Origin of the sequence: Pseudomaricurvus alcaniphilus (assembly GCF_011440395.1) — a bacterium.
Lineage (GTDB): Bacteria > Pseudomonadota > Gammaproteobacteria > Pseudomonadales > Cellvibrionaceae > Pseudomaricurvus > Pseudomaricurvus alcaniphilus.
This window is the reverse complement of the sequence record NZ_JAAOIX010000005.1, coordinates 19267-39112: the sequence shown is the minus strand read 5'-3', so window position 1 is coordinate 39112 and position 19846 is coordinate 19267. Positions and strand designations below refer to the sequence as shown.

Below are 19846 nucleotides of genomic sequence, written 5' to 3'. Positions count from 1 at the left end.
AGGGGTGAGGCAAGATGGGAGATGTGATCAAATTCAAGCGCCCGAGCGCGGCGCAAAAACACAAGGGTAAAAGCCTGTGCCGCTCCGGTTTTCACAAGTGGCAGGTGGTGCAGGAGAAGCAGTTCGATGTCAAGGCGGGCAAACTGGTTACCATCCACCAGTGCAGTCGCTGTGGTGAGCGCAAGGTGACCAGCCAGTAGGTGGTCAAGCGATGCTCACGCTGATCCGAGTCCCGTCGCTGCAGCGATCAGGCAGGACCCGCATATTCCTGTGATGGATTAACGCTGGGGGCCGGGCCCGGAGTGCGAGTTGTTGCTATACCTTTCCCCCGGGCTCTGTATTATGATTCAGGTAATTCACCGCTAACCCAGGCGCTTGCAGTTGCCGTTACTATCGAGACGACGGCTGTTCGAAACGGTTACAGCCGAAAATTCATTCGTGAAAAAACACTTTCGTTAACAGCACTGTCGGCAAAAATACTGCGGTTCAAGCGGCGGCAATGATTCCGGCAGAGGTGAACCAGGCTGCTTAAGCAAGTCACCGCTGAGTTCCAGGGCGCGCGGTGTTGGCCTGAAGCGGCGCGGGCAACCCGTGCGGCACCTGCTCAATACGGCGCTGGCCTGTTGCCGCTAGCGCCAGACACGGACAGTGCATTCACAGCCATTGCTTTTGTGGGCGGTGCCTTAACGGACAGTGCCTTCGAAGCCCAACAGTAAACCCGGACAAAAGACGCACCCACATGAATCAGGAAGATGCTTTAAATTCAGAACGCATTGCTGCACTTCGATCCACCAAGGCCGATATGCGCCTCGGTGGCGGTGAAAAGCGACTCGAGGCCCAGCGCGCCAAGGGCAAGCTGACCGTTTGGGAGCGCATCGACTATTTCTTCGACGCCGATACCTTCGAGGAGGTGGGCGGCTTTATCCAGCATCGCAGCACCAATTTTGGCCTCGAGAAAAACCGTCCCCCCGGCGATGGTGTGGTTACCGGGTTTGGGCTGGTCAACGGTCGCCTGGTCTATATCGCCGCCCAGGACTTTACCGTTTCGGGCGGATCCCTCGGCGAAATGCACGGCCGCAAAATTGCCAAGATCATGGATATGGCCATCGATAACGGCGCGCCGATGGTGACCCTCAATGACTCCGGCGGGGCGCGCATCCAGGAGGGCATCGGCTCGCTCTGCGGCTACGGCGAGATCTTCTTTCGCAACACCAAGGCCTCGGGGGTCATTCCCCAGATCAGTGTGATTATGGGGCCCTGTGCGGGCGGGGCGGTGTATTCCCCCGGTATCACGGATTTCGTGGCGATGGTGGCCGATACCTCGTACATGTTTATCACCGGGCCCGAGGTCATCAAGACCGTCACCGGCGAGGAGGTGACCAAGGACACCCTCGGCGGCGGCGATGTCCACCTCAAGCGCTCCGGGGTCGCCACCTATGTTGGCGAAGATGACGAAACCACGCTGGCCTGGGTGAAGTTGCTGCTGTCCTACCTGCCGTCCAACAACGAGGAGGCGCCGGACCGGTTTGGCGCCCGGGAGCCGCGGGTCGATAAAGCCGAACTGGACCATGTGGTGCCCTCCAACCCCAACAAGGGCTACGACGTTCACGAAGTGATCGAGCGGTTGGTGGATGCCGGCACCTACTTCGAACTGCAGGACAAGTTTGCCCCCAATATCACCATCGGCTTCGCGCGCCTGGACGGTATTTCCATCGGTGTGGTGGGCAACAACCCCCGGCACCTGGCGGGCTGCCTGGACGTGGATGCCTCCGCCAAAGCGGCGCGTTTTGTGCGCTTCTGCGACGCCTTCAATATTCCGCTACTGACCCTGGTGGACGTGCCCGGTTTTCTGCCCGGTACCGACCAGGAGTACAACGGCATTATCCGGCACGGTGCAAAACTGCTGTACGCCTACGCCGAGGCCACCGTGCCCAAGCTGACGGTGGTCATGCGCAAATCCTACGGTGGCGCCTACATCTGTATGTGCTCCAAACACCTGGGAGCCGATATGGTGGTGGCCTGGCCGGGTTCGGAGATCGCGGTGATGGGGCCCAAGGGCGCGGTCAATATCATTTTTCGCAAGGAGATTATGGCGGCGGAAGACCAGGACGGCAGGGCCAAAGAGCTCGAGTGCGAGTACACCGACAAATTTGCCAACCCGCAGCTGGCCGCGTCCATGGGCTATATCGACAATGTGATCGAGCCCAGTGAAACCCGGGCGGTGGTGATCAAATACCTGAAGTCCCATATCAACAAGCGGCAGATCACGCCGCGACGCAAGCACGGCAATATCCCGCTGTAAATACCAGTCAACCAATCCCAGGGCCAGCCATGTTTTCCAGAGTACTGATAGCCAATCGCGGCCTGATCCAGGCCAACTGTGTGCGGGCGGTAAAAGAATTGGGGTGCCGTGCCATTACGGTTTACGACCCCGGCGACCGGCAAAATACCGGGGTGCGCAATGCCGATGAGTCCCACGAGCTCAAGGTCGGCAACTCCCGAATCCCCTATGAAGATATCGATCAAATTGTCGCGCTGGCGGAACAGCTGCAGGTGGATGCGGTTCACCCTGGCTACGGCTTCCTGGCCCAGAACGCCGTGTTTCGCCAGCGGCTGCAAGCCAAGGGAATCCAGCTGATTGCCCCCGGGCACGCGGCCGATGTGCAGCTGGAAGACAAGCCGCAGCTGCGCCGCCTGGCCCGCAGCCTTGGGCTGCCCGTTTTGCCAGGCAGTGATACCCTCACCGAGGTCGCCGAGCTCAAGGCGGCGGCCGAGAAAATCGGCTACCCGCTGATGATGAAAGCCAGCCAGGGTTACGGCGGGATTGGGATTCGGGTTATCGAGCGGGAGGCGGACATCGAACCGAACTATCGCCAGATCAAGGGCCAGGCCGATCGCTATTTGTCCCGCGCCGAGGATGTCTACCTGGAAAAATACCTGCCCGGTGCGCGCCACATTGAGTTTCCACTGGCGCGCGACCAGTTTGGCAACCTGGTTATTTTTCCGGAGCGCGAGTGCACTATCCAGCGCCGCTTTCGCAAAGTAGTCACCGAAACTCCCAGCAGTTGTATCTCCAGCGTTATGCGCGGCCGGTTGAAAACCGCGGTAGAGATTCTTATGAATCGGCTCAAGATCAGCGGTTTTGTCTCGGTGGAGTTCCTCTACGACAGCGCCAGCGACCAGGCTTACTTCCTCGAGATCAATGACTATATCCAGCCATCCCACTCGGTATCGGCGCTTCATACCGGGGTCGATATTTTGCGCGAACAGGTCAGTATTGCAGCCAGGCAGCGGCTCACCATTACCCAGAAGGATGTGGAGCCCCGCGGTGTGGCCATGGGGGTGTTTATTGCTGCGGAAGATCCGGAGCATGGCTTTGTGCCCTCGCCGGGAGTGATCGAGCGCTTGCACCTGCCCTACGGCGATGGAGTCTACAGCCAGACCAATGTCTGCTCTGGCGACTCGGTGGGCACCTTCTACGACCCCATTATCGCGCTGGTCATGGCGGTCGAGAGCAGTCGCGAGCGGGCGCTGGCGAAAATGACCACCGCCCTGGACGGCATGCATATCGATGGTATCCGCTCCAATATCCCGCTGATGCGGGCATTGATGCGCTACCCGGATTTCGTTCGCAGCCAGTACGATGCCCGGCTGATCAGCGACGGGGAAAGTCGCGAGCGGATTTACGAAAACTTTCGCACCCGCGAGCAGTCGGAAATCGCCGCGCTGATCGCCGCACTTTCGATTCAGCGCGACGCCAATAACCAGAACCTGCTCGACCAGGCGCGGCGGGACTCGCGCTCGAAAATCTGGGATATGGCCAGCGATTTGTTCAGCCGCCAGAAATAGCCCCGGAATAGTCTGGAGATAGCAAACTGCAACGGATGTTAGCAACGCCATGAAATATCAAATCAAGCGCGCGGACATGCGCCACAATGTCGACATCGATGGCAAGTACGACTTTATCGACGAGTCGCCGGTGACTGTCGACAAGAATAGCTACCAGGTGCGGGTGCTCGAAACCGACGTCAACGGCGCACTGAAAGTGGTGATGATTAATCGCAAGATCTACCATGTCAGTGTGCGGGCCCGGGCCGACGGCTTTCCCGAGGAGGTGGTGCTGAAAGGCGTGCCCTACCGGCTGGAGGTGGAAAAGATTGAGTCCACCCGCTATCGCCCGCCACCACCGCCGAAATCCATTCCCGGCGATATGCTGGCAAGCATGCCCGGCCAGGTGGTGACCCTGTTGGCCCAGGAAGGCGAGCAGGTGGAGGAGGGCCAGTCGGTACTGGTGCTGGAGGCGATGAAAATGGAGAATGAAATTCTCGCCCCCAAGAGCGGCAAGCTGGTCCGGGTCGCGGTTAAGGAGGGCGAGCTGGTGATGAAAGGCGACCCGCTGTTTGAAGTTGAGTGAAGCTCAGTGAAGCCTCGCGCCAGAGTGCAGTAGAGTCTGCAACTGGGTCCGGGCGTGGGGCGGGGGGAGCGCCCGCGGCATGAGCTGCAGTGTGCCGTTATTGCACACCGCTTTTGCTCCCAATCATTACTCACAGCCATTGCTCACAGTTATTGCTTGTAATAATGGCCGCCAAAACGGCGTCGCTGATCAGCGCGCACCTTTGACGGTGGTGCCGTTGACCACCGCCGAGTCGAGGTTGATTTCGTAGTCCTGGCCGTCCTCTTCCACCTGTTGAATCCGCACCAGCAGGTAATCCCAGTCCCTGGCGAACCACAGTACGGTGCTGCGCTCGCTGTCCTCCCGCACCCGTTCCAGCACGATGGTATCGAGCGGGCCGGCGGCGGTGTCGAGTCGCTCCTCGCCAGTGACGGCGAAGGTGTAAGTCTTGAGGCGGCTGCCGTCCACCACCTGGTACTCGAAAGCGGACTTGCGGTTGATCAGGTCCTGGCGCAACTGCAGCTGGTAGCTGAGTTTATCAAACACGCTGTCGCTGAGCGGAATTTGCCGGGATTTGTCCTTGCTGACGCTGGTTGCGACCTTGTTTTGCCAGTCAAATGTCAACTCGAGGTCGCGGTTGCGGCCCAGCACCCGGCGTTGATAGGTGTACTGCCGGGGGATCAGCAGGCCGTCTGTGCCCCAGCGGAACAGGCTGCGCTCGTTGATCTCGGCCAGCCAGGATTTGGCGTCGAAGCGGTATTCCCAGCTGCCGTCGGCCCGTCGTTGCAGCGAACGCTCGGCGCTAACCCCCATACCTGAATAGGTGGCCTTGTACCTGGCCTTGAAGGGAACGGGCCTGGTGCTGGCGGCCTGTGCCGGATTGCTCGCCGTACTGGTGGCTGGCGCTGGCGCAGTGGGATCGATAGTAGCGGTAATTGCCGTCGCGGGTTCGATGGTCGCGGCAGCCGGGGCGCTGGCGCTGGCCGGGGCGATTAGCCACAGGGCCAGCGCCAGGCCGGTAAGCGCTGGGCGAAGAGTGATCATGGTCGTGTCCGATACACCTCGTTGCTAAGGGTTTATCAGCGCCGCGAGTCAATGATATAACCGCTGGCCGGCAGCGGCTGGCCGTCCAGCAGGCAGCGATTGTCATCCATCTGCAGCCGCCCCTCGGCAAACCAGCTCACCGCCAGCGGGTAGATAACGTGCTCCTGGGCCAGTACCCGCCGCGCCAGTGCCGCGGCGTCGTCGGCGGGCAGCACCGGTACAATCGCCTGCACCACATTGGGACCGCCATCCAGTTCCGGGGTGACGAAGTGCACGGTCACCCCGTGGCTCGCGTCGCCGGCATCCAGCGCCCGCTGGTGGGTGTTGAGTCCCGGGTACTTGGGCAGCAGCGACGGGTGAATGTTCAACATCCGGCCCAGATAGTGACGGGTAAACGCCGGGGTGAGGATACGCATAAAGCCGGCCAGCACCACCAGGTCGGGTTGGTAGTGATCGATTTGCTGCTGCAGTTGGCAGTCGAACTCCTCCCGCGAGCCATATTCGGTGTGGTCGATGCAGTGGGCGGCCACCCCGGCCTGGCGCGCCCGCTCCAGCCCAAAGGCGTTGGGCCGGTTACTGATGACAGCGGCGATGCGGGCGTCAATCGTGCCCGCCGCGCAGGCGTCGATCAGGGCCTGCAGGTTGCTGCCGCTGCCGGAAATCAATACGACAAGATTAATCATGGCGGAGTCTGTTTGTTGGGTCGGATTGCATTGTTTGGAATGGCGTGGTTTGGGATTGCGTACAGCTGAGGATATCGGGACGCGGCCCGGCCCTTAAAGGCCGAGCAGCTCCACCCGCTCTTCGTCGCCGCTGGCTTTGGCCACCGAGCCCACCACAAACGCGGTCTCGCCGGCCTCGGCCAGCAGGCGCAGGGCGCTGTCCCGTTCGCTGGCGGGCACCGCGATGATCATGCCGACACCACAGTTAAAGGTGCGATACATTTCATAGGGCTCGACGTTGCCCTGCTGCTGCAGCCACTGGAACACCGGTGGCAGGCTCCAGGCTGTGGTGTCGATCACCGCCTTGCAGTCCTCCGGCAGCACCCGGGGAATATTTTCCTGCAGGCCGCCGCCGGTGATGTGGGACATGGCGTGCACCCGGGACTCCTTGATCAGGCGCAGCAGGGATTTGACGTAGATGCGGGTGGGCTCCAGCAGCGCCTGGCCCAGGGGGCGGTCACCGACGGTTTGGTTAAGGTCGGCGCCGCTCACCTCGATGATTTTGCGAATCAGGGAGTAGCCATTGGAGTGCGGGCCGCTGGAGGCGACGCCCAGCAGGACATCGCCGGCGCTCACCTTGCTGCCGTCGATCAGCTCGGATTTCTCCGCGATGCCGACGCAGAAGCCGGCCAGGTCGTAGTCTTCGCCCTCGTACATGCCCGGCATTTCCGCGGTCTCGCCGCCCACCAGGGCGCAGCCGGCCTGCTCACAGCCGGCGCCGATACCGGTCACCACGGCGGTGGCGATATCCACATTGAGCTTGCCGGTGGCATAGTAGTCGAGGAAAAACAGCGGCTCGGCACCGGCCACCACCAGGTCGTTGACACACATGGCCACCAGGTCGATGCCGATGGTGTCGTGCAGGCCCAGGTCCATGGCCAGGCGCAGCTTGGTGCCGACGCCGTCGGTGCCGGAGACCAGCACCGGCTCGCGGTAGCCGCTGGGCAGTTCAAACAGGGCGCCAAAGCCGCCGAGGCCGGCCAGCACGCCCGGGCGCCGGGTGCGCTGGGCGACACTCTTGATGCGTTCGACAAGGGCATTGCCGGCGTCGATGTCGACCCCGGCGTCCTTGTAACTCAGGGATTGGGTCTGCTTGTCGCTGTGGGACTGGTTGTCGCTCATGGTTTGGTCATCATTCCTGGACTGCTCATCACTTATCGCTCCCCGGCCGGGTGGTCATCGCTGGCGGATCGGCGTATTGGGCGTTTGAAATAGCAGCGCTCGTCAGTTAGGGGTGAAGGAAACGGCGCGTATTCTAGCAGTTAATACCGGCCGCTGTTAGTGCCTTTGTCGGCCCAGGCTACGGCGTTGTGGCCGCGGTTGCCAATACTGCCGCTGGTGGTCAGCGCTGGCCACGGGCATAATACGCGGCCTGAGTATCGAGCTGTTGCAGTGCCGCAGTCGGCCTGTAAAAGGAGTAAGCACTTGAACACATTGCCGAAGCTGGCGAGTTTACTGCTGCTGTGGTGGTTGCCGCTGGCCAGCTTGTGGTCGCCCGGCGCCAGCGCCGAGCTGGTCGCAAATCTTTACCAGCAGGAAGAACTGGTGCTGGACCAGGGCAGCCGCGAGCGCCGTCGGGCGGTGGAACAGGCCCTCAACCAGGTACTGGTGCGGGTCACCGGTAACTCCCGGGCGCCGAACCTGCTGGCGCTGCGCAACGCCATTGCCGATCCGGCCCAGCTGGTGGACGCCTATCGCTACGAGTCGAGCGCTGAAACCCTGCTGCGCGACGGCGAGCAGTTGCCCGCCAGCCGCTTGATCATCAGTTTTTCAAGGTCGGGCATCGAGCGCCTGCTGAGCGCCGCCGGGCTGCCCTTGTGGTCGGCCAATCGGCCGTCGGTATTGGTCTGGCTGGTGCGCGATGATTTCGATCGCGGCCGCCAGCTGGTGTCGCTGCAGGACAGCAGCGAGGTCGCCGCCACGGTGCAGAATATCGCCCGTGAGCGCGGCTTGCCGCTGGTGACCCCGCTGCTGGATCTGGAAGACCGGCTGATGATCAATGCCGAGAAGATCTGGCAGCTGGACAGCGAGGCAATTCGCGAGGCCTCGAGTCGCTACCAGGCGGATGCCATTGTGGTGGGGCGCTATAGCCAGACTTCTTCAGGCCTGTGGCTGGCGGCCTGGTCGCTGATCCACCGGGATCGGCAAGATGTCTTTGACCTGGAAAACCAGCAGGAAACCGCGCTGGTGGCCGAAGGACTGGCCATCGTTGCCGAGCAGCTGGCGGCCATGTACGCCATAGTGCTCAGCAATGGCGGCGGTGCCGAGGTGACCCTGGAATTGCATGAGGTCAACAGTTTCCCCGCTTACGTGGCGGCCATAAACTATGTGGCGGGGCTGGATGTGGTGCGCCAGTTGCGATTGCTGGGGGTGGAAGACAACCGCCTGCAGCTGCGCTTGCAAATGCAGGGCGATGTCGACTCCCTGACCAACGCCCTGCAACTGGACCGCAAGTTAATACCACTGGATGCGATTACCCGCGGCCCGGGCCAGGGTGTCACACTGCCGCCCTATAACGGCGGCGGCAGTGCCCCGCAACCGCTGCGTTTCCGCTGGCCGGGTTAAGTGACTTGCGCGCCCGGCCGTCTATGCTTTGTAGTTACCAGACTCCCTGACAAGTTGCCTGCACATGGTTGATTCCACCCAATCGGGGCGCTCCCCTCGCCAGTTGTCGCTCGGCATTCAGCTGGATGACGATGCCACCTTTGAAAATTTCTTTATTGCACCGGACCGGGCCAATGCCCAGGTGATCGAGGTGCTGACCCGGCAACTGTCGGCCGCGGGTGAGCAGACGGTGTTCCTGTGGGGTGGCGTCGGGGTGGGCATCTCGCATCTGCTGCAGGCTGCCTGTCACCACGCCGAGGTGCAAGGGGGGAGCGCCCAGTATCTGCCCCTGGCGGAGTTACAGGCGGCAGAGCCGGCGGCATTGCTGGAGGGGCTGGAGAGCCTGGACCTGGTGTGTCTTGATGATCTGCAAGAAGTGTTGGGGCGGGCCGACTGGGAGCGGGCGCTGTTTCATTTTTTCAACCTGATGCGCGACAGCGGCCGGCGGGTGCTGATGGGTGCCCGCAATAGCCCGCGGCAGTTGCCGGTGGCGCTGGCGGATTTGCAATCGCGCCTCAACTGGGGGCTGGTGTATCAGGTACAGCCGCTGGATGATGACAGCAAGTGCGCAGCGCTGCAGGCTCGGGCCAGCGACCTGGGGTTGGAGCTGAGCCCCGAGGTGGCGCGTTTTATTCTGTCGCGCTCCGCCCGCGACAGCCAAAAGCTGTTTGCCGCCCTGCGCCTGCTGGACCGGGTTTCGCTGGAGGAGCAGCGGCGCTTGACCATTCCCTTTGTCAAGCGCGTGCTGGGGTTCTAGGAGCCTGTCGGACTTAGGTGCCCGTAGCGAGAGAAAGTCCGATTTGAGTCAGTTTTTAACCATTTTTGAGGCGAATAGTGGTTCTATTTAACGAAAAAATGGTTAAAAAATGGCCAAATTCGGCTTTTTCGCAGCAGGGCAACCCTAAGTCCGACAGGCTCCTAGGCTCGTTTTTCAGGCACAGGGGTTGACAGGTTCAGGGGGTGACGCAATCCAGGCAGTGGGCGTAAACACTGCGCGGGTCATTGCTGTTGAGCAGTTGCAGCAGCGGCTGCAACTGCTGGCTGGCCAGCCCCAGCAGCAACTCCAGTTGCGAGCCGGGTGCCGCCAGGTGAGTGCGCACCTGCAGCAGTTTACCGGACAGGCGCTTTATGATCTGCTCGGCCGGGGTCAGCGGCTTGTGCACTTCTACCACCTCGTAACTGTCCAGGCCGGCCCGGTCGGCCGCCGCGGCAATCACATCTTCCAGTTGCCCCAGCTCATCCACCAAGCCCAACTGTTTGGCGCTGCTGCCGGTCCAGACCCGGCCCTGGCCGATGCGGTCGATTTGTTCCGGGGTGCTGTCGCGCGCTTGCGCCACCAGGTTGAGAAAACGCTGGTAGATGCTGTCGACGCTCTGCTGCAGCAAATTGGCGACCAGCGGTGACAGGGGCCGATCAATGCGCAGGGCGCCGGCCAGTTCAGTGGTACCAACCCCGTCACTGTGGATGCCCAGTTTGTCGAGGCTGGTGTCGAGGGTCGGGAAGGCGCTGAAGACGCCAATGGAGCCGGTGATGGTGCTGGGGGTGGCCCAGACTTCGTCGGCGCCCATGGCAATCCAGTAGCCACCGGAAGCGGCGACACTGCCCATGGATACCAGGATCGGCTTGCCGCTGGCGCGGGTGGCCGCCAGCTCCTGGCGAATGACCTCGGAGGCAAAGGCGCTGCCACCGCCGCTGTCGATGCGCACTACCACGGCCTTGATGGCGTCGTCATCGCGGGCTTCGCGAATGAGCTGCGCCAGGGTTTCACTGCCGATGCTGCCCTGGGGCTGCTCGCCATCGAGGATCATGCCGCGGGCCACCAGCAGGCCGATCTGGTCCGGCACCGGGTTGAGCAGTTTGTCGCGCTGCACAAAGGCCAGGTAGTGGCGGTAATCCAGCGCCCGGTAGCCGTCGTGTTTTTTGTCCCGACCCAGGCGCGTGACCAGCAGTTGCTGCTGTTGCGGGTGGGTGGCCAGGGTGTCGACGATGCCGGCGGCCTGTGCCGCGGCAGCGCTGTCGCCCTGGTGTGCGGCCAGGTGAGTATCCATACGATTGATGTAGTCGTCGATGCTGCCGGCTTCCAGCGAGCGCTGTTGCTCGATATTGGCAGTGTAGGAACTCCACAGCTCGCCCAGCCAGCGACTGTTGTGCTCGCGCGAAGCCTCGGACATGGTGTTGCGCAGGTAGGGCTCTACCGCATCCTTGTATTCGCCGGCGCGAAACACGTGCATATTGAGGGCGAGTTTGTCCAGCGCCTGCTTGTAGTAGTGGCGATAGCTGCCGTAGCCGGTGAGGATCATGGCACCCATGGGATGCATAATGATTTCATCGGCAAAGCTGGCCAGGTAGTACTGGTCCTGGGTGTAGCTGTCGCTGAGCGCGTAGACCGGTTTGCCGCTGCGCTTGAAGGCGGCCAGCGCCGTGCCGACCTCCTGCAGTTTGCTCAGGCCACCGCCATACAGCTCGCCCAGCTCCAGTACCAGCGCGGTGATGCGCTGGTCACTGGCGGCGCTATTGATGGCCTCCACCAGGTCGCGCACCCGGGTCTCAACCTGTTGGTCTTCGGCCGGGCGCATAATCTGGGTGAGCGGGTCGATGTAGCTGTACTGGTCCACCAGGAAACCGCTGGGCGCTACGCGCAGGGCGATGCTGGTGGGCATCTGGCGCTCTTCCTCGGGGTACAGGGCGGCAATCACAATGATGATAAGCAGGATAAAAATAAGGTTCGCCAGGCCCACGCGAAGCCAGGTGATCAAGCGCCAGAACAGGGAAAATATACGGCGGATAAAGCTCATGCTGGAAACCTTTTAGTGAGTGAGGGCTAAGGGCTGGAGTGGTCGAGGCCGTGGGCGTGGGCTGCCTGCCAGCGCTTGAGCCAGCGGCTGGTCATCATGGCACCGACAAATACCAGCACGCTCAGCAGGGTTTGCACATAGTCGTGCCAGGCCGACGAGGGTGACATGGAGTTGGTCACGCCGACAGTAAAATGCAACAGGATCACAAAGCACAGCCAGTCAAAGTTGCGTGCCTGGTGGAGCAGGATGCCGGGCACGAAGATCAACAAGGTCAGGCAGGGTACCACCAGTGTGGTCCAGTTGACCGGTGCTGCCAGCAGGCCGGTGGCGGTGTAGAGCACCACCAGCGAGAGCAGTGAATAAAGGGTCAGCTTTTTACTGAAGCGCAGCCGTGCGGGCAATTTGGCGGAGTTGTTCATGGATTTTTTCCCAGGGCTTTGGCCAGGCTGGCAACGCGCTTGCCGAGCGCCTGGCAGAGTCTTTTTTCTTCGGCGCTAACGGGCAGCTTGTTGTCACTGCCCGCCAGGTGCGAGGCGCCGTAGGGAGTGCCGCCGCTGCGGGTTTGCATCAGGTCGGCTTCGCTGTAGGGAATGCCGGCGATGACCATGCCCTGGTGCAACAGCGGCAACAGCATGCTGATCAGGGTGGTTTCCTGGCCGCCGTGGAGGCTGCCGGTGGAGGTAAAGGCGGCGGCGGGTTTGTCAATCAGGCTGCCGTTGAGCCAGAGGTCACCGCTGTTGTCGATAAAGTGTTTCAGCGGCGCGGCCATATTGCCAAACCGGGTCGGGCTGCCAAGGATCAGGCCGCTGCAGTGTTTCAGGTCGGCCTGGCTGCAGTATACCGCGCCCTCGGCGGGGATAGCCGGTTGGGACGCTGCGGTGTCAACCGAGACCGGCGGCACGGTGCGCAAGCGCGCCTCGATGCCCGCCACCTGTTCGACGCCGCGGGCGATCTCCAGCGCCATGGCGGCGGTGGCGCCGTTGCGGGAGTAATAGAGAACCAGAACGTAGGGATTGCTCACACCAGCTCCAGCACGTTTTCTGGTGGTCGGCCCAGCACGGCTTTGTTGCCCTTGACCACAATCGGCCGCTCGATCAGCTTGGGGTTGGCGACCATCGCCGCAATCAGTTGCGCCTCGCTGAGCTCGGCATTGCCCAGCTCATTATCCTTGTAGGCCTGCTCGCCCTTGCGCAGCAACTGCCGGGCACTAATGCCGAGTTTGGCCAGTAAATCCTGCAGGGTTTTGGTGTCGGGCGGGGTTTCCAGGTAGAGCACGATGTTCGGTTCGATGCCATTCTCCTGCAGCAGGTTGAGAGTCTGCCGCGATTTGGAGCAGCGCGGGTTGTGATAAATGGTGACCATAACTGGATTATCCTTGCGATTGATCTGTCATAATGCGGCTATTGTAATAGCTCCCGGGCTGCAACTCTACGCGGCTGGCCGGGATAAGAACATTTATCCGCACAGCGGCGGTTGCGTCGGGGTAGCGGGCTAAAATCGCAGCTACAAGTGTCTACGCGCGGACCGCGCAGAGGGGTTCATTTGGCTATGATCGGCAAACTCAATGTCAACGCGGCAACGGTGGGCGAGTTTATGGTCTACCTGTGGCGCGAGTACACAGAAAAAGGCTGTCGCCAGCAAGCGGCAGCACTGACCTATGTGACCCTGTTCGGGGTGGTGCCCCTGCTGACACTGGTGTTCACCATGTTTTCCCTGTTTCCGGCGTTTGAGGGTATGTCGGACGTGGTGCAGGCATTCTTGTTCGAGCATTTGCTGCCGGACTCGGGGCTGGAGATCCAGCAGTACCTGGATGAATTTACCCAGCAGGCTCGGCGCCTCACCCTGGTGGGTTTGCTGATTTTGATGGTGACCGCCTTCCTGATGATCAAAAACATCGAAGTGACCTTCAATGCGATCTGGGGCACCGAGGGCAATCGCCGCGGTATTACCAGTTTCCTGATCTACTGGGCCATTCTCAGTATCGGCCCGCTGCTGCTGGGCATAGGCCTGGCGATGAGCACCTATGTGCTGAGCCTGAAACTGTTTGTGCGCGAGTACGACAGTCTCGGCCTGATACCGGCGCTGTTCAGTTTTTTCCCCTGGATCCTCACCTCAGTGGCCTTTACCCTGCTGTTCGCCGCGGTGCCCAATTGCAAGGTGCCGTTCCGCCACGCGCTGGCCGGTGGCGCCCTGACCGCGGTGTGTTTCGAGTTCTGCAAGGACCTGTTTGCCTGGATTGTGGCGCACACCAGTTTTACCGCCGTCTACGGCGCCTTTGCCATGGTGCCACTGCTGCTGATGTGGATTTACCTGTTGTGGATGATTGTGCTGGTGGGGGCGCTCTTTGTCAGGACCCTGTCGACCTTCAGAAAACAGGGGGTGCAGCCGCACTATCCGGATTTACTGGCGGCGCTGATTGCGCTCTGGGTATTGCGGCAAAATCACCAGAGCGGGCTGGCCCTGCAAGACGAGCAACTGCTGGCAGAAAATATCGAGGCGGAGCAGTGGCAGCACATTCGCGATGCCTTGCACGAGGAGCGGGTGATCACCTTGACCGCCGATGGCGACTATATATTATGTCGCGACCTCAACAGCTTTACCCTGCGGCAACTGGCGCGCGCGGTGGGGCTGGAATCGCCGCTGGCCGACGCCGGCGGCGAACTGCAAAACTACCCCTGGTTCGCCGCGGTCGGCACTCGCTTGCGGGCCCTGGAAGAGAGTATGGAGCATGAATTCAATGTGTCGATCGGAGCGATCTTTGCCCAGCAGAGCGGAGCGGAAAACGGTGCTGCAATGGCCCCGGAGACGGCATCAAAGCCGTCCCGGTGCGGTGCGGAGGCGGTCGGTGAATAGAGGTGTGGCGGGTTTTTTGCTGCTGCTGATGGCGCTTGTGCTGAGTGGCTGCGAGCGCCAACCCGGTCTCGCTATTCACAGTGTCGGCGAGAGTGAGTGGGACAGTTACCGCGGCAAATGGGTGTTTATCAATTACTGGGCCGAGTGGTGCTTGCCCTGTCGCAAGGAAATGCCGGAGCTGAATGAATTCGCCCGCCAGTACGCCGCCGAGGCAGTGGTGTTAGGGGTCAATTTTGACAACCCCGAGAGTGCCGAATTGGCTCGCCAGATTGCGGCGTTGGGGGTCGAGTTTCCGGTGTTGAGCGAGGATCCGGCGCCCATGCTGGCCTACCAGCGCCCCTCGGTGCTGCCCACGACCCTGGTTTACAATCCGCGCGGTGAATTGCAGAGCACACTGGTGGGGCCGCAGACACTGGAGTCCCTGCGCATGTGGCTCGACACCGGGCGCAGCGAATAAAGGTATGCTGTAGACGCTGGCCCGTGAGCCGTGCACTGCTCAGCGCCAGTTGTCCTGCCAGGCGTTCATCACCCGGCGCGGATACCAGTACTGGCCGTAGCTGCCGTTGTAGCGGGCGAGAGCGTCCATCAGGCGGCCGTTGGCCTTGTTGAGGTAATGTTTGAGAATGGCGCAGCCGTAGCGCAAGTTGGTGTCGATATCGGTGAGGTTGTCGTCCGGATGCCCGATTTCATTTTTCCAGAACGGCATCACTTGCATCATGCCCTGGGCGCCGGCACTGGACACAGCAAAACGATCAAAGCGACTCTCCACCTCGATCACCGCCAGCACCACCTCCGGTTGCAGGCCGGCACTGCTGGCGGCGCGGTGGATACGCCGCAACATATCCATGCGCTGCTGCGGGTCGTCGAAAAAGCGGCCCATGGGTTCCTGTTTCGACAGCAGCCAGACCTCGGCATCGAAGCGGTCAACAAAGCTGTCGCTGGTTTCGATGGCGGTCTTCAGGTAGTGCCGCAGTTCCTCATCCACCGGCGCCGCAGGTTGGTTGCCGAGGGCGCAAGCGGCCGCGAAAAACAGCAGCCCGGCAACCAGGCCGGCGAGGCGCTGTGTTGATTCGGTGCGGCGCGCTGGCGGCATGGCTATCACTCGTTTGGCCAGGTTAAATCATCCGGCCAGGGTCGAGGCCAGGAAGTCGAGCAAATTATCCAGCGCGATGTCCTGCTTGTCGGCGTCGCGCCGGCCCTTGTATTCGGCCACGCCCGCTTCCAGCCCGCGATCGCCGATGACGATGCGGTGGGGAATGCCCATCAGGTCGGTGTTGGCCAGCATTACTCCCAGGCGGGCCTTGTCTTCGTCCATAAACAATACGTCGACGCCGCGTTCGCGCAGGGTTTGGTAGAGCTGCTCGCAGTAGTTTTTCACCGCCTCGGACTTCTGCAGGTTGATGGGGATCAGGGCCAGCTGGAAGGGGGCGATCGCGTCTGGCCAGATAATGCCGTTGGCGTCGTAGTTTTGCTCGATGGCGGCGGCAACTACCCGGCTGACACCGATGCCGTAGCAGCCCATGGTCATCACCTGCTCCTTGCCGTTCTCGTCCAGTACCGTGGCGCGCATGGCTTCACTGTACTTGGTGCCGAGCTGGAAGATGTGGCCGACCTCGATGCCGCGCTTGATCTCCAGGGTGCCCTGGCCGCAGGGGCTGGGGTCACCGGCGACCACATTGCGCAGGTCGACGACGTTGCCCTCGGGCAGGTCACGACCCCAGTTGACACCGGTGAGGTGATAACCGTCGCGGTTGGCGCCACAGGCAAAATCGGCCTCGGCGGCGGCGCTGCGATCGACCAACAGTGGAATCTTCAGCCCTACCGGACCCAGTGAGCCGGGACTGCAGTTCAGGGTCTGTTTGATCAGCGCCTCCGGGGCAAAGGTCAGCGGCGCGGCTACGCCGGGCTGCTTTTCGGCCTTGACGGTGTTCAGTTCGTGATCGCCGCGCAACACCAGCGCCACCAGGCCCTGCTTGCCGTCGGCGTCGGCTTGCGCCATAACGATCAGGGTCTTCAAGACGTTGGCCGGGCTCAGCTGCAAGCATTTGGATACGTCTTCAATGGTGTGCTGACCGGGGGTGGCGACTTCGCTCAGCTCCTGGCTCGGCGCCGGCCGCGGCCTGGCCGGGGCGATGGCCTCCGCCAGTTCGATGTTGGCGGCGTAATCGCTGCCGCTGCTGAAGGCGATATCGTCCTCGCCGCTGTCGGCCAGCACGTGAAATTCATGGGAGCTGGAGCCGCCGATGGAGCCGGTGTCTGCCAATACGGGGCGGAAATCCAGGCCGATGCGATTGAAGATATTGCAGTAGGCCGTGTGCATGCGCTCGTAGGTTTGCTGCAGGCAGGGCTGCCCCAGATGGAAGGAGTAGGCGTCCTTCATGGTGAATTCCCGGGCGCGCATAATGCCAAAGCGCGGCCGCACTTCATCGCGGAATTTGGTCTGGATCTGGTAGAAGTTGGCCGGCAGCTGTTTGTAGCTGCGCAGCTCGTTGCGAATCAGGTCGGTGATGACCTCCTCGTGGGTCGGCCCCAGGCAGAAGCTGTTGTCATGGCGATCGCTGATGCGCAACAGCTCCGGGCCGTACTGCTCCCAGCGACCGGACTCCTGCCACAGTTCGGCCGGTTGCACCACCGGCATCAGTACTTCCTGGGCGCCGGCGGCGTCCATCTCCTCGCGCACGATGGCCTCGACCTTGCGAAATACCCGCAGGCCCATGGGCAGCCAGGTGTACAGGCCGGAGGCGAGCTGGCGAATCATGCCGGAGCGCAGCATCAATTGATGGCTGATGGCGACGGCGTCGGAGGGGTTTTGTTTGAGGGTGGCGATCAGAAAGCGGCTGGCACGCATGAAGTATTCGGTTCCCGACTAGGTTAATTTTTACAAGAGGGGTATTCTACGGTGGATGTTAAGCGGGGGAAAGGAGCAAACTTTAATGTCTGAACTCGATGTCGAGAAGAAATTCGAACTCAATCCTGTATTGGCCGAGGACAGCGTGGTGCTGGGGGAGTTTCCGTTGTCGCTGGTACTGCTCAGCCGGGATGCCAATTATCCCTGGTGCATCCTGGTACCGAAACGCAGTGGCAAGCGCGAGATTCACCACCTGGCCGAGGTCGACCGGCAGCAGTTGATGGCGGAGTCCTGCCACCTGGCCGAGGTGATGGCCGATTTGTTTGTGCCAGATAAAATGAATGTGGCGGCGCTGGGCAACCTGGTGCCGCAATTGCATTTACATCATGTGGCGCGCTTCAAGAGCGACAAGGCCTGGCCCGGCTCTATATGGGGCGTGCACCCGCCGGCCAAATATACCGATAAGGAATTGAAGACACTGGTGTCGCGGCTGTGCAGTGCGCTGGCAGGCGACGATTTCAAGCAGCTGGCTGGCACCGGGGGGAAACGCTGAAGCGTAGCTCAGGCATCGCACCGCGCGCTCGCGCGCGGTGACGCTGATCGCCTGGCCCTGTGAGGGTCAGTTGGCTGTTTAAACTGCCATATCTTTCAGTTTTTTCAGCGGTCGGATTTTAACTTGCACGCTGGCGGGCTTGGCCGCTACATCCATGGTTTCGCCGGGCTTGAACGGGTTGGGAACGTTCTTGCGGGCTTTGCGGGCCGGTTTTTTCACTGCGCTGACTTTTAACAGGCCGGGCAACACAAACTCACCCACGGCGCGTTTTTTGATGTGCCCTTCAATGATATCGCTCAGTTCATCCAGCACACTCTGTACCTGCTTTCTGCTGAGTTCGGTATTTTCAGCGATTTGGGTCAGGATTTGGGTTTTGGTGTAGCGTTCCTGCAGGGCTTTGACTTTTTTCGCAGTCGCTGCAGCTTTTTTGGCAGGTGCTTTTTTAGCGGGTGTTTTTTTGGCGGGAGCTTTGCGGGCAGCCATAGTATTTTTCCTTTTCGATGGAATTATTTTTTACTGTGAGTTGTTGTCTTGTGTTAACCAGGAGCACACAACTTCGGTTGTACAACCAGAGCCTTTTAATAAACCTTAAAAACGCCTGATTTTAAAGGCTCTAACACGAGATGCCTTGTGTTGGCCCTATGTATATAGCATATTTTCCTGACAGGCAATAAAAAAGCTGCGTCGAGGGTGCTTTGGGGCTGTATTTTCAGTGTTTTTTTTAATGTTTTTTGATTTGTGTCGTTTTTTGCAGGCGGTTATTGCCGTCCACAGGTTGGGCCGCGGAGCGGCTAGGGCATTTGCTGGCCGGTGGTGAACTGCTGCTTTATGACCTGGTTAAAAGCGGCCACCCAATACTCATCGAACTCGATGGCACAGAGTCGATTGACTTCGGAAATGGCGCGCAGCAGTGGGCGTTTTTGTTCGCTGCGGTAGGCCCGGCTGTAGCGGCAGGCATCGAAGGTATCGGTGATGGCGAGAATTTTTGCCCCGTCGCAGATCTGGTCGCCGCGCAAGCCCTCCGGGTAGCCGGAGCCATCACAGCGCTCGTGGTGTTGAATGATCATGGTGATCGCCTCATCCCAACCGTGCATATTGCTCAGCAAGTGACAGCTGTTGTAGACATGCTCCTCCATGGCGCGCCGCTCGTCGTAATTCAGGCGGCCGCTTTTGTGGAGTATTTCCAGCGGCAGGAAGGACATGCCGAGGTCGTGAAACAGCACCGCCATCAGCAACTGTTCCGGGGTGACCCGCCGGTTGCCGCAAGCGTTGATGCGCAGCGCCAGCAGGGCGGAGCGGTGGGTCTTGCCCTGCCAAAAGCCGGAGCGCAGTTCCAGCGCCGGCACCAGGTTATCGATAAAGCGAATGTCATCGCACACCTGTACGCCCATGCGGGCGACGGTTTCCAGGAAGCTGCCCGGCTGTTCCGGCGCCAGGGCCAGGTTATCCTGCGGGCTCAGCAGGCGCAGGGCCCGGTTCACAGCAGCCGGGCGCTGCTCGTCCGCCGTACTGGCAATACGCTGCAGCGCCTGGCAGAGCTGGGCGAAGTCGGTGGCGCTGCTGGCGGCCGCCAGCGGGTTGTCTCCGGCCAGGGCCTCATCGACCAGTTGCCGGGTTTTATCCATCGCCAGCAGGATGACATCGCTGAGGCTGTTATCGTAGTGAAAGCGCAGCTGGCGGATCTGCTCGAGGATGTCCTCGATGCCCTGCAACAGGGGTGACAGCTGGTGCAGGCCGATATAGAGCAGGTTGCCCTTGATGGTGTGGACTGAACGAAACAGGGCGTTGACCCTGGCACTGTCCTGTGGCTCTTGCTCCAGCTCGATCAGGGCTGTCTCGCAGTTCTGGTAGTGATCGTTGAAATCCTGGTAAAAATCTTCCAGCAGGTCAGGGGTTATGGTGTTGGGATCCAGGTTGTGCATGGCCGCAATCGTCGCTCTGGAGTGGCAGGTATTTACAAGCATAGTTCATAGTTACTTAACCGTCGGATTTTGCTGGGGTATAATGTCCCGCTTTTTTACGGGGGCCTCTGGA

20 protein-coding genes are annotated in these 19846 nt (G+C 60.9%); 9 read left to right on the top strand and 11 right to left on the bottom strand.

What is annotated here, in order from left to right:
* The first annotated feature begins 14 nt into the window (after positions 1 to 14).
* The 4 genes from G8764_RS11630 to G8764_RS11615 all read left to right on the top strand — a co-directional run bounded on the left by G8764_RS11630 (position 15) and on the right by G8764_RS11615 (position 4414).
* Positions 15 to 200 carry a hypothetical protein gene (locus G8764_RS11630; RefSeq protein WP_166164817.1) on the top strand — a complete coding sequence of 62 codons (186 nt, stop codon included), beginning with the start codon at positions 15 to 17 and terminating at the stop codon, positions 198 to 200.
* A 539-nt stretch (positions 201 to 739) separates the two neighbouring features.
* On the top strand, positions 740 to 2302 hold the full coding sequence (locus G8764_RS11625) for an acyl-CoA carboxylase subunit beta (protein WP_243748758.1): 1563 nt from the start codon (positions 740 to 742) through the stop codon (positions 2300 to 2302).
* A gap of 29 nt (positions 2303 to 2331) precedes the next feature.
* Complete coding sequence (locus G8764_RS11620; protein ID WP_166164816.1) at positions 2332 to 3849, top strand: ATP-binding protein; 1518 nt, start codon at positions 2332 to 2334, stop codon at positions 3847 to 3849.
* Between the two features lie 49 nt (positions 3850 to 3898).
* Positions 3899 to 4414 carry a biotin/lipoyl-containing protein gene (locus G8764_RS11615; RefSeq protein WP_166164815.1) on the top strand — a complete coding sequence of 172 codons (516 nt, stop codon included), beginning with the start codon at positions 3899 to 3901 and terminating at the stop codon, positions 4412 to 4414.
* A 189-nt stretch (positions 4415 to 4603) separates the two neighbouring features.
* Here G8764_RS11615 and G8764_RS11610 read toward each other — a convergent pair whose 3' ends face one another.
* The 3 genes from G8764_RS11610 to purM form a co-directional block, all read right to left on the bottom strand.
* On the bottom strand, positions 4604 to 5437 hold the full coding sequence (locus tag G8764_RS11610; RefSeq protein ID WP_166164814.1) for a DUF3108 domain-containing protein: 834 nt from the start codon (positions 5435 to 5437) through the stop codon (positions 4604 to 4606).
* A 35-nt stretch (positions 5438 to 5472) separates the two neighbouring features.
* Complete coding sequence (purN, locus tag G8764_RS11605) at positions 5473 to 6120, bottom strand: phosphoribosylglycinamide formyltransferase (protein WP_166164813.1); 648 nt, start codon at positions 6118 to 6120, stop codon at positions 5473 to 5475.
* Positions 6121 to 6213: 93 nt separating this feature from the next.
* Positions 6214 to 7281: a phosphoribosylformylglycinamidine cyclo-ligase gene (gene purM / locus G8764_RS11600; RefSeq protein ID WP_166164812.1), complete on the bottom strand. Its 1068-nt coding sequence runs from the start codon at positions 7279 to 7281 to the stop codon at positions 6214 to 6216.
* A 303-nt stretch (positions 7282 to 7584) separates the two neighbouring features.
* Here purM and G8764_RS11595 point away from each other — a divergent pair, with 303 nt between their 5' ends.
* Both G8764_RS11595 and hda read left to right on the top strand, forming a co-directional pair.
* On the top strand, positions 7585 to 8724 hold the full coding sequence (locus tag G8764_RS11595; protein ID WP_166164811.1) for a DUF2066 domain-containing protein: 1140 nt from the start codon (positions 7585 to 7587) through the stop codon (positions 8722 to 8724).
* A gap of 64 nt (positions 8725 to 8788) precedes the next feature.
* Positions 8789 to 9520 (top strand): DnaA regulatory inactivator Hda, encoded by a 732-nt coding sequence (gene hda / locus G8764_RS11590; protein WP_166164810.1) that lies wholly within the window; start codon positions 8789 to 8791, stop codon positions 9518 to 9520.
* A gap of 196 nt (positions 9521 to 9716) precedes the next feature.
* Here hda and sppA read toward each other — a convergent pair whose 3' ends face one another.
* Genes sppA through arsC form a run of 4 tightly spaced genes read right to left on the bottom strand, consistent with a single transcriptional unit; the run spans position 9717 to position 12920 of the window.
* Positions 9717 to 11558 carry a signal peptide peptidase SppA gene (gene sppA / locus G8764_RS11585; RefSeq protein ID WP_166164809.1) on the bottom strand — a complete coding sequence of 614 codons (1842 nt, stop codon included), beginning with the start codon at positions 11556 to 11558 and terminating at the stop codon, positions 9717 to 9719.
* A gap of 26 nt (positions 11559 to 11584) precedes the next feature.
* Positions 11585 to 11977: a DUF2069 domain-containing protein gene (locus tag G8764_RS11580; RefSeq protein WP_166164808.1), complete on the bottom strand. Its 393-nt coding sequence runs from the start codon at positions 11975 to 11977 to the stop codon at positions 11585 to 11587.
* Positions 11974 to 12579 (bottom strand): NAD(P)H:quinone oxidoreductase, encoded by a 606-nt coding sequence (gene wrbA, locus G8764_RS11575; protein WP_166164807.1) that lies wholly within the window; start codon positions 12577 to 12579, stop codon positions 11974 to 11976. Before wrbA ends, G8764_RS11580 begins: the two co-directional genes overlap by 4 nt.
* Positions 12576 to 12920 carry an arsenate reductase (glutaredoxin) gene (gene arsC / locus G8764_RS11570; RefSeq protein WP_166164806.1) on the bottom strand — a complete coding sequence of 115 codons (345 nt, stop codon included), beginning with the start codon at positions 12918 to 12920 and terminating at the stop codon, positions 12576 to 12578. Before arsC ends, wrbA begins: the two co-directional genes overlap by 4 nt.
* Before the next feature lie 186 nt (positions 12921 to 13106).
* On the opposite strand from arsC, the gene G8764_RS11565 reads away from it, so the two are divergent.
* Positions 13107 to 14411: a YihY family inner membrane protein gene (locus tag G8764_RS11565; RefSeq protein ID WP_166164805.1), complete on the top strand. Its 1305-nt coding sequence runs from the start codon at positions 13107 to 13109 to the stop codon at positions 14409 to 14411.
* On the top strand, positions 14404 to 14868 hold the full coding sequence (locus tag G8764_RS11560) for a redoxin domain-containing protein (RefSeq protein WP_166164804.1): 465 nt from the start codon (positions 14404 to 14406) through the stop codon (positions 14866 to 14868). The genes G8764_RS11565 and G8764_RS11560 overlap by 8 nt, the downstream gene beginning before the upstream one ends.
* A gap of 39 nt (positions 14869 to 14907) precedes the next feature.
* Here the strand turns inward: G8764_RS11560 and G8764_RS11555 are convergent, their stop codons facing one another.
* The gene (locus G8764_RS11555) at positions 14908 to 15504 is read right to left on the bottom strand and encodes a lytic transglycosylase domain-containing protein (RefSeq protein WP_166164803.1); all 597 of its coding nucleotides are present in this window, start codon (positions 15502 to 15504) and stop codon (positions 14908 to 14910) included.
* Positions 15505 to 15531: 27 nt separating this feature from the next.
* Positions 15532 to 17259, bottom strand: a complete 1728-nt coding sequence (locus G8764_RS11550) for a proline--tRNA ligase (protein WP_166164802.1) — start codon at positions 17257 to 17259, stop codon at positions 15532 to 15534.
* A gap of 85 nt (positions 17260 to 17344) precedes the next feature.
* Here G8764_RS11550 and G8764_RS11545 point away from each other — a divergent pair, with 85 nt between their 5' ends.
* A complete protein-coding gene (locus tag G8764_RS11545; RefSeq protein WP_166164801.1) occupies positions 17345 to 17812 on the top strand; it encodes an HIT domain-containing protein in 468 nt (155 codons plus the stop codon).
* Between the two features lie 78 nt (positions 17813 to 17890).
* Here G8764_RS11545 and G8764_RS11540 read toward each other — a convergent pair whose 3' ends face one another.
* Positions 17891 to 18295 (bottom strand): HU family DNA-binding protein, encoded by a 405-nt coding sequence (locus tag G8764_RS11540; protein WP_166164800.1) that lies wholly within the window; start codon positions 18293 to 18295, stop codon positions 17891 to 17893.
* Positions 18296 to 18603: 308 nt separating this feature from the next.
* On the bottom strand, positions 18604 to 19776 hold the full coding sequence (locus tag G8764_RS11535; protein ID WP_166164799.1) for an HD domain-containing phosphohydrolase: 1173 nt from the start codon (positions 19774 to 19776) through the stop codon (positions 18604 to 18606).
* Positions 19777 to 19846: the final 70 nt, after the last annotated feature.

What these genes read in the sequence shown, in the direction of transcription:
- G8764_RS11630 (WP_166164817.1), top strand. Translation starts at nt 15, where the DNA reads ATGGGAGATGTGATCAAATTCAAGCGCCCGAGCGCGGCGCAAAAACAC.
- G8764_RS11625 (WP_243748758.1), top strand. Translation starts at nt 740, where the DNA reads ATGAATCAGGAAGATGCTTTAAATTCAGAACGCATTGCTGCACTTCGA.
- G8764_RS11620 (WP_166164816.1), top strand. Translation starts at nt 2,332, where the DNA reads ATGTTTTCCAGAGTACTGATAGCCAATCGCGGCCTGATCCAGGCCAAC.
- G8764_RS11615 (WP_166164815.1), top strand. Translation starts at nt 3,899, where the DNA reads ATGAAATATCAAATCAAGCGCGCGGACATGCGCCACAATGTCGACATC.
- G8764_RS11610 (WP_166164814.1), bottom strand. Translation starts at nt 5,437, where the DNA reads ATGATCACTCTTCGCCCAGCGCTTACCGGCCTGGCGCTGGCCCTGTGG.
- purN (WP_166164813.1), bottom strand. Translation starts at nt 6,120, where the DNA reads ATGATTAATCTTGTCGTATTGATTTCCGGCAGCGGCAGCAACCTGCAG.
- purM (WP_166164812.1), bottom strand. Translation starts at nt 7,281, where the DNA reads ATGAGCGACAACCAGTCCCACAGCGACAAGCAGACCCAATCCCTGAGT.
- hda (WP_166164810.1), top strand. Translation starts at nt 8,789, where the DNA reads ATGGTTGATTCCACCCAATCGGGGCGCTCCCCTCGCCAGTTGTCGCTC.
- sppA (WP_166164809.1), bottom strand. Translation starts at nt 11,558, where the DNA reads ATGAGCTTTATCCGCCGTATATTTTCCCTGTTCTGGCGCTTGATCACC.
- G8764_RS11580 (WP_166164808.1), bottom strand. Translation starts at nt 11,977, where the DNA reads ATGAACAACTCCGCCAAATTGCCCGCACGGCTGCGCTTCAGTAAAAAG.
- arsC (WP_166164806.1), bottom strand. Translation starts at nt 12,920, where the DNA reads ATGGTCACCATTTATCACAACCCGCGCTGCTCCAAATCGCGGCAGACT.
- G8764_RS11565 (WP_166164805.1), top strand. Translation starts at nt 13,107, where the DNA reads ATGATCGGCAAACTCAATGTCAACGCGGCAACGGTGGGCGAGTTTATG.
- G8764_RS11555 (WP_166164803.1), bottom strand. Translation starts at nt 15,504, where the DNA reads ATGCCGCCAGCGCGCCGCACCGAATCAACACAGCGCCTCGCCGGCCTG.
- G8764_RS11550 (WP_166164802.1), bottom strand. Translation starts at nt 17,259, where the DNA reads ATGCGTGCCAGCCGCTTTCTGATCGCCACCCTCAAACAAAACCCCTCC.
- G8764_RS11545 (WP_166164801.1), top strand. Translation starts at nt 17,345, where the DNA reads ATGTCTGAACTCGATGTCGAGAAGAAATTCGAACTCAATCCTGTATTG.
- G8764_RS11540 (WP_166164800.1), bottom strand. Translation starts at nt 18,295, where the DNA reads ATGGCTGCCCGCAAAGCTCCCGCCAAAAAAACACCCGCTAAAAAAGCA.
- G8764_RS11535 (WP_166164799.1), bottom strand. Translation starts at nt 19,776, where the DNA reads ATGCTTGTAAATACCTGCCACTCCAGAGCGACGATTGCGGCCATGCAC.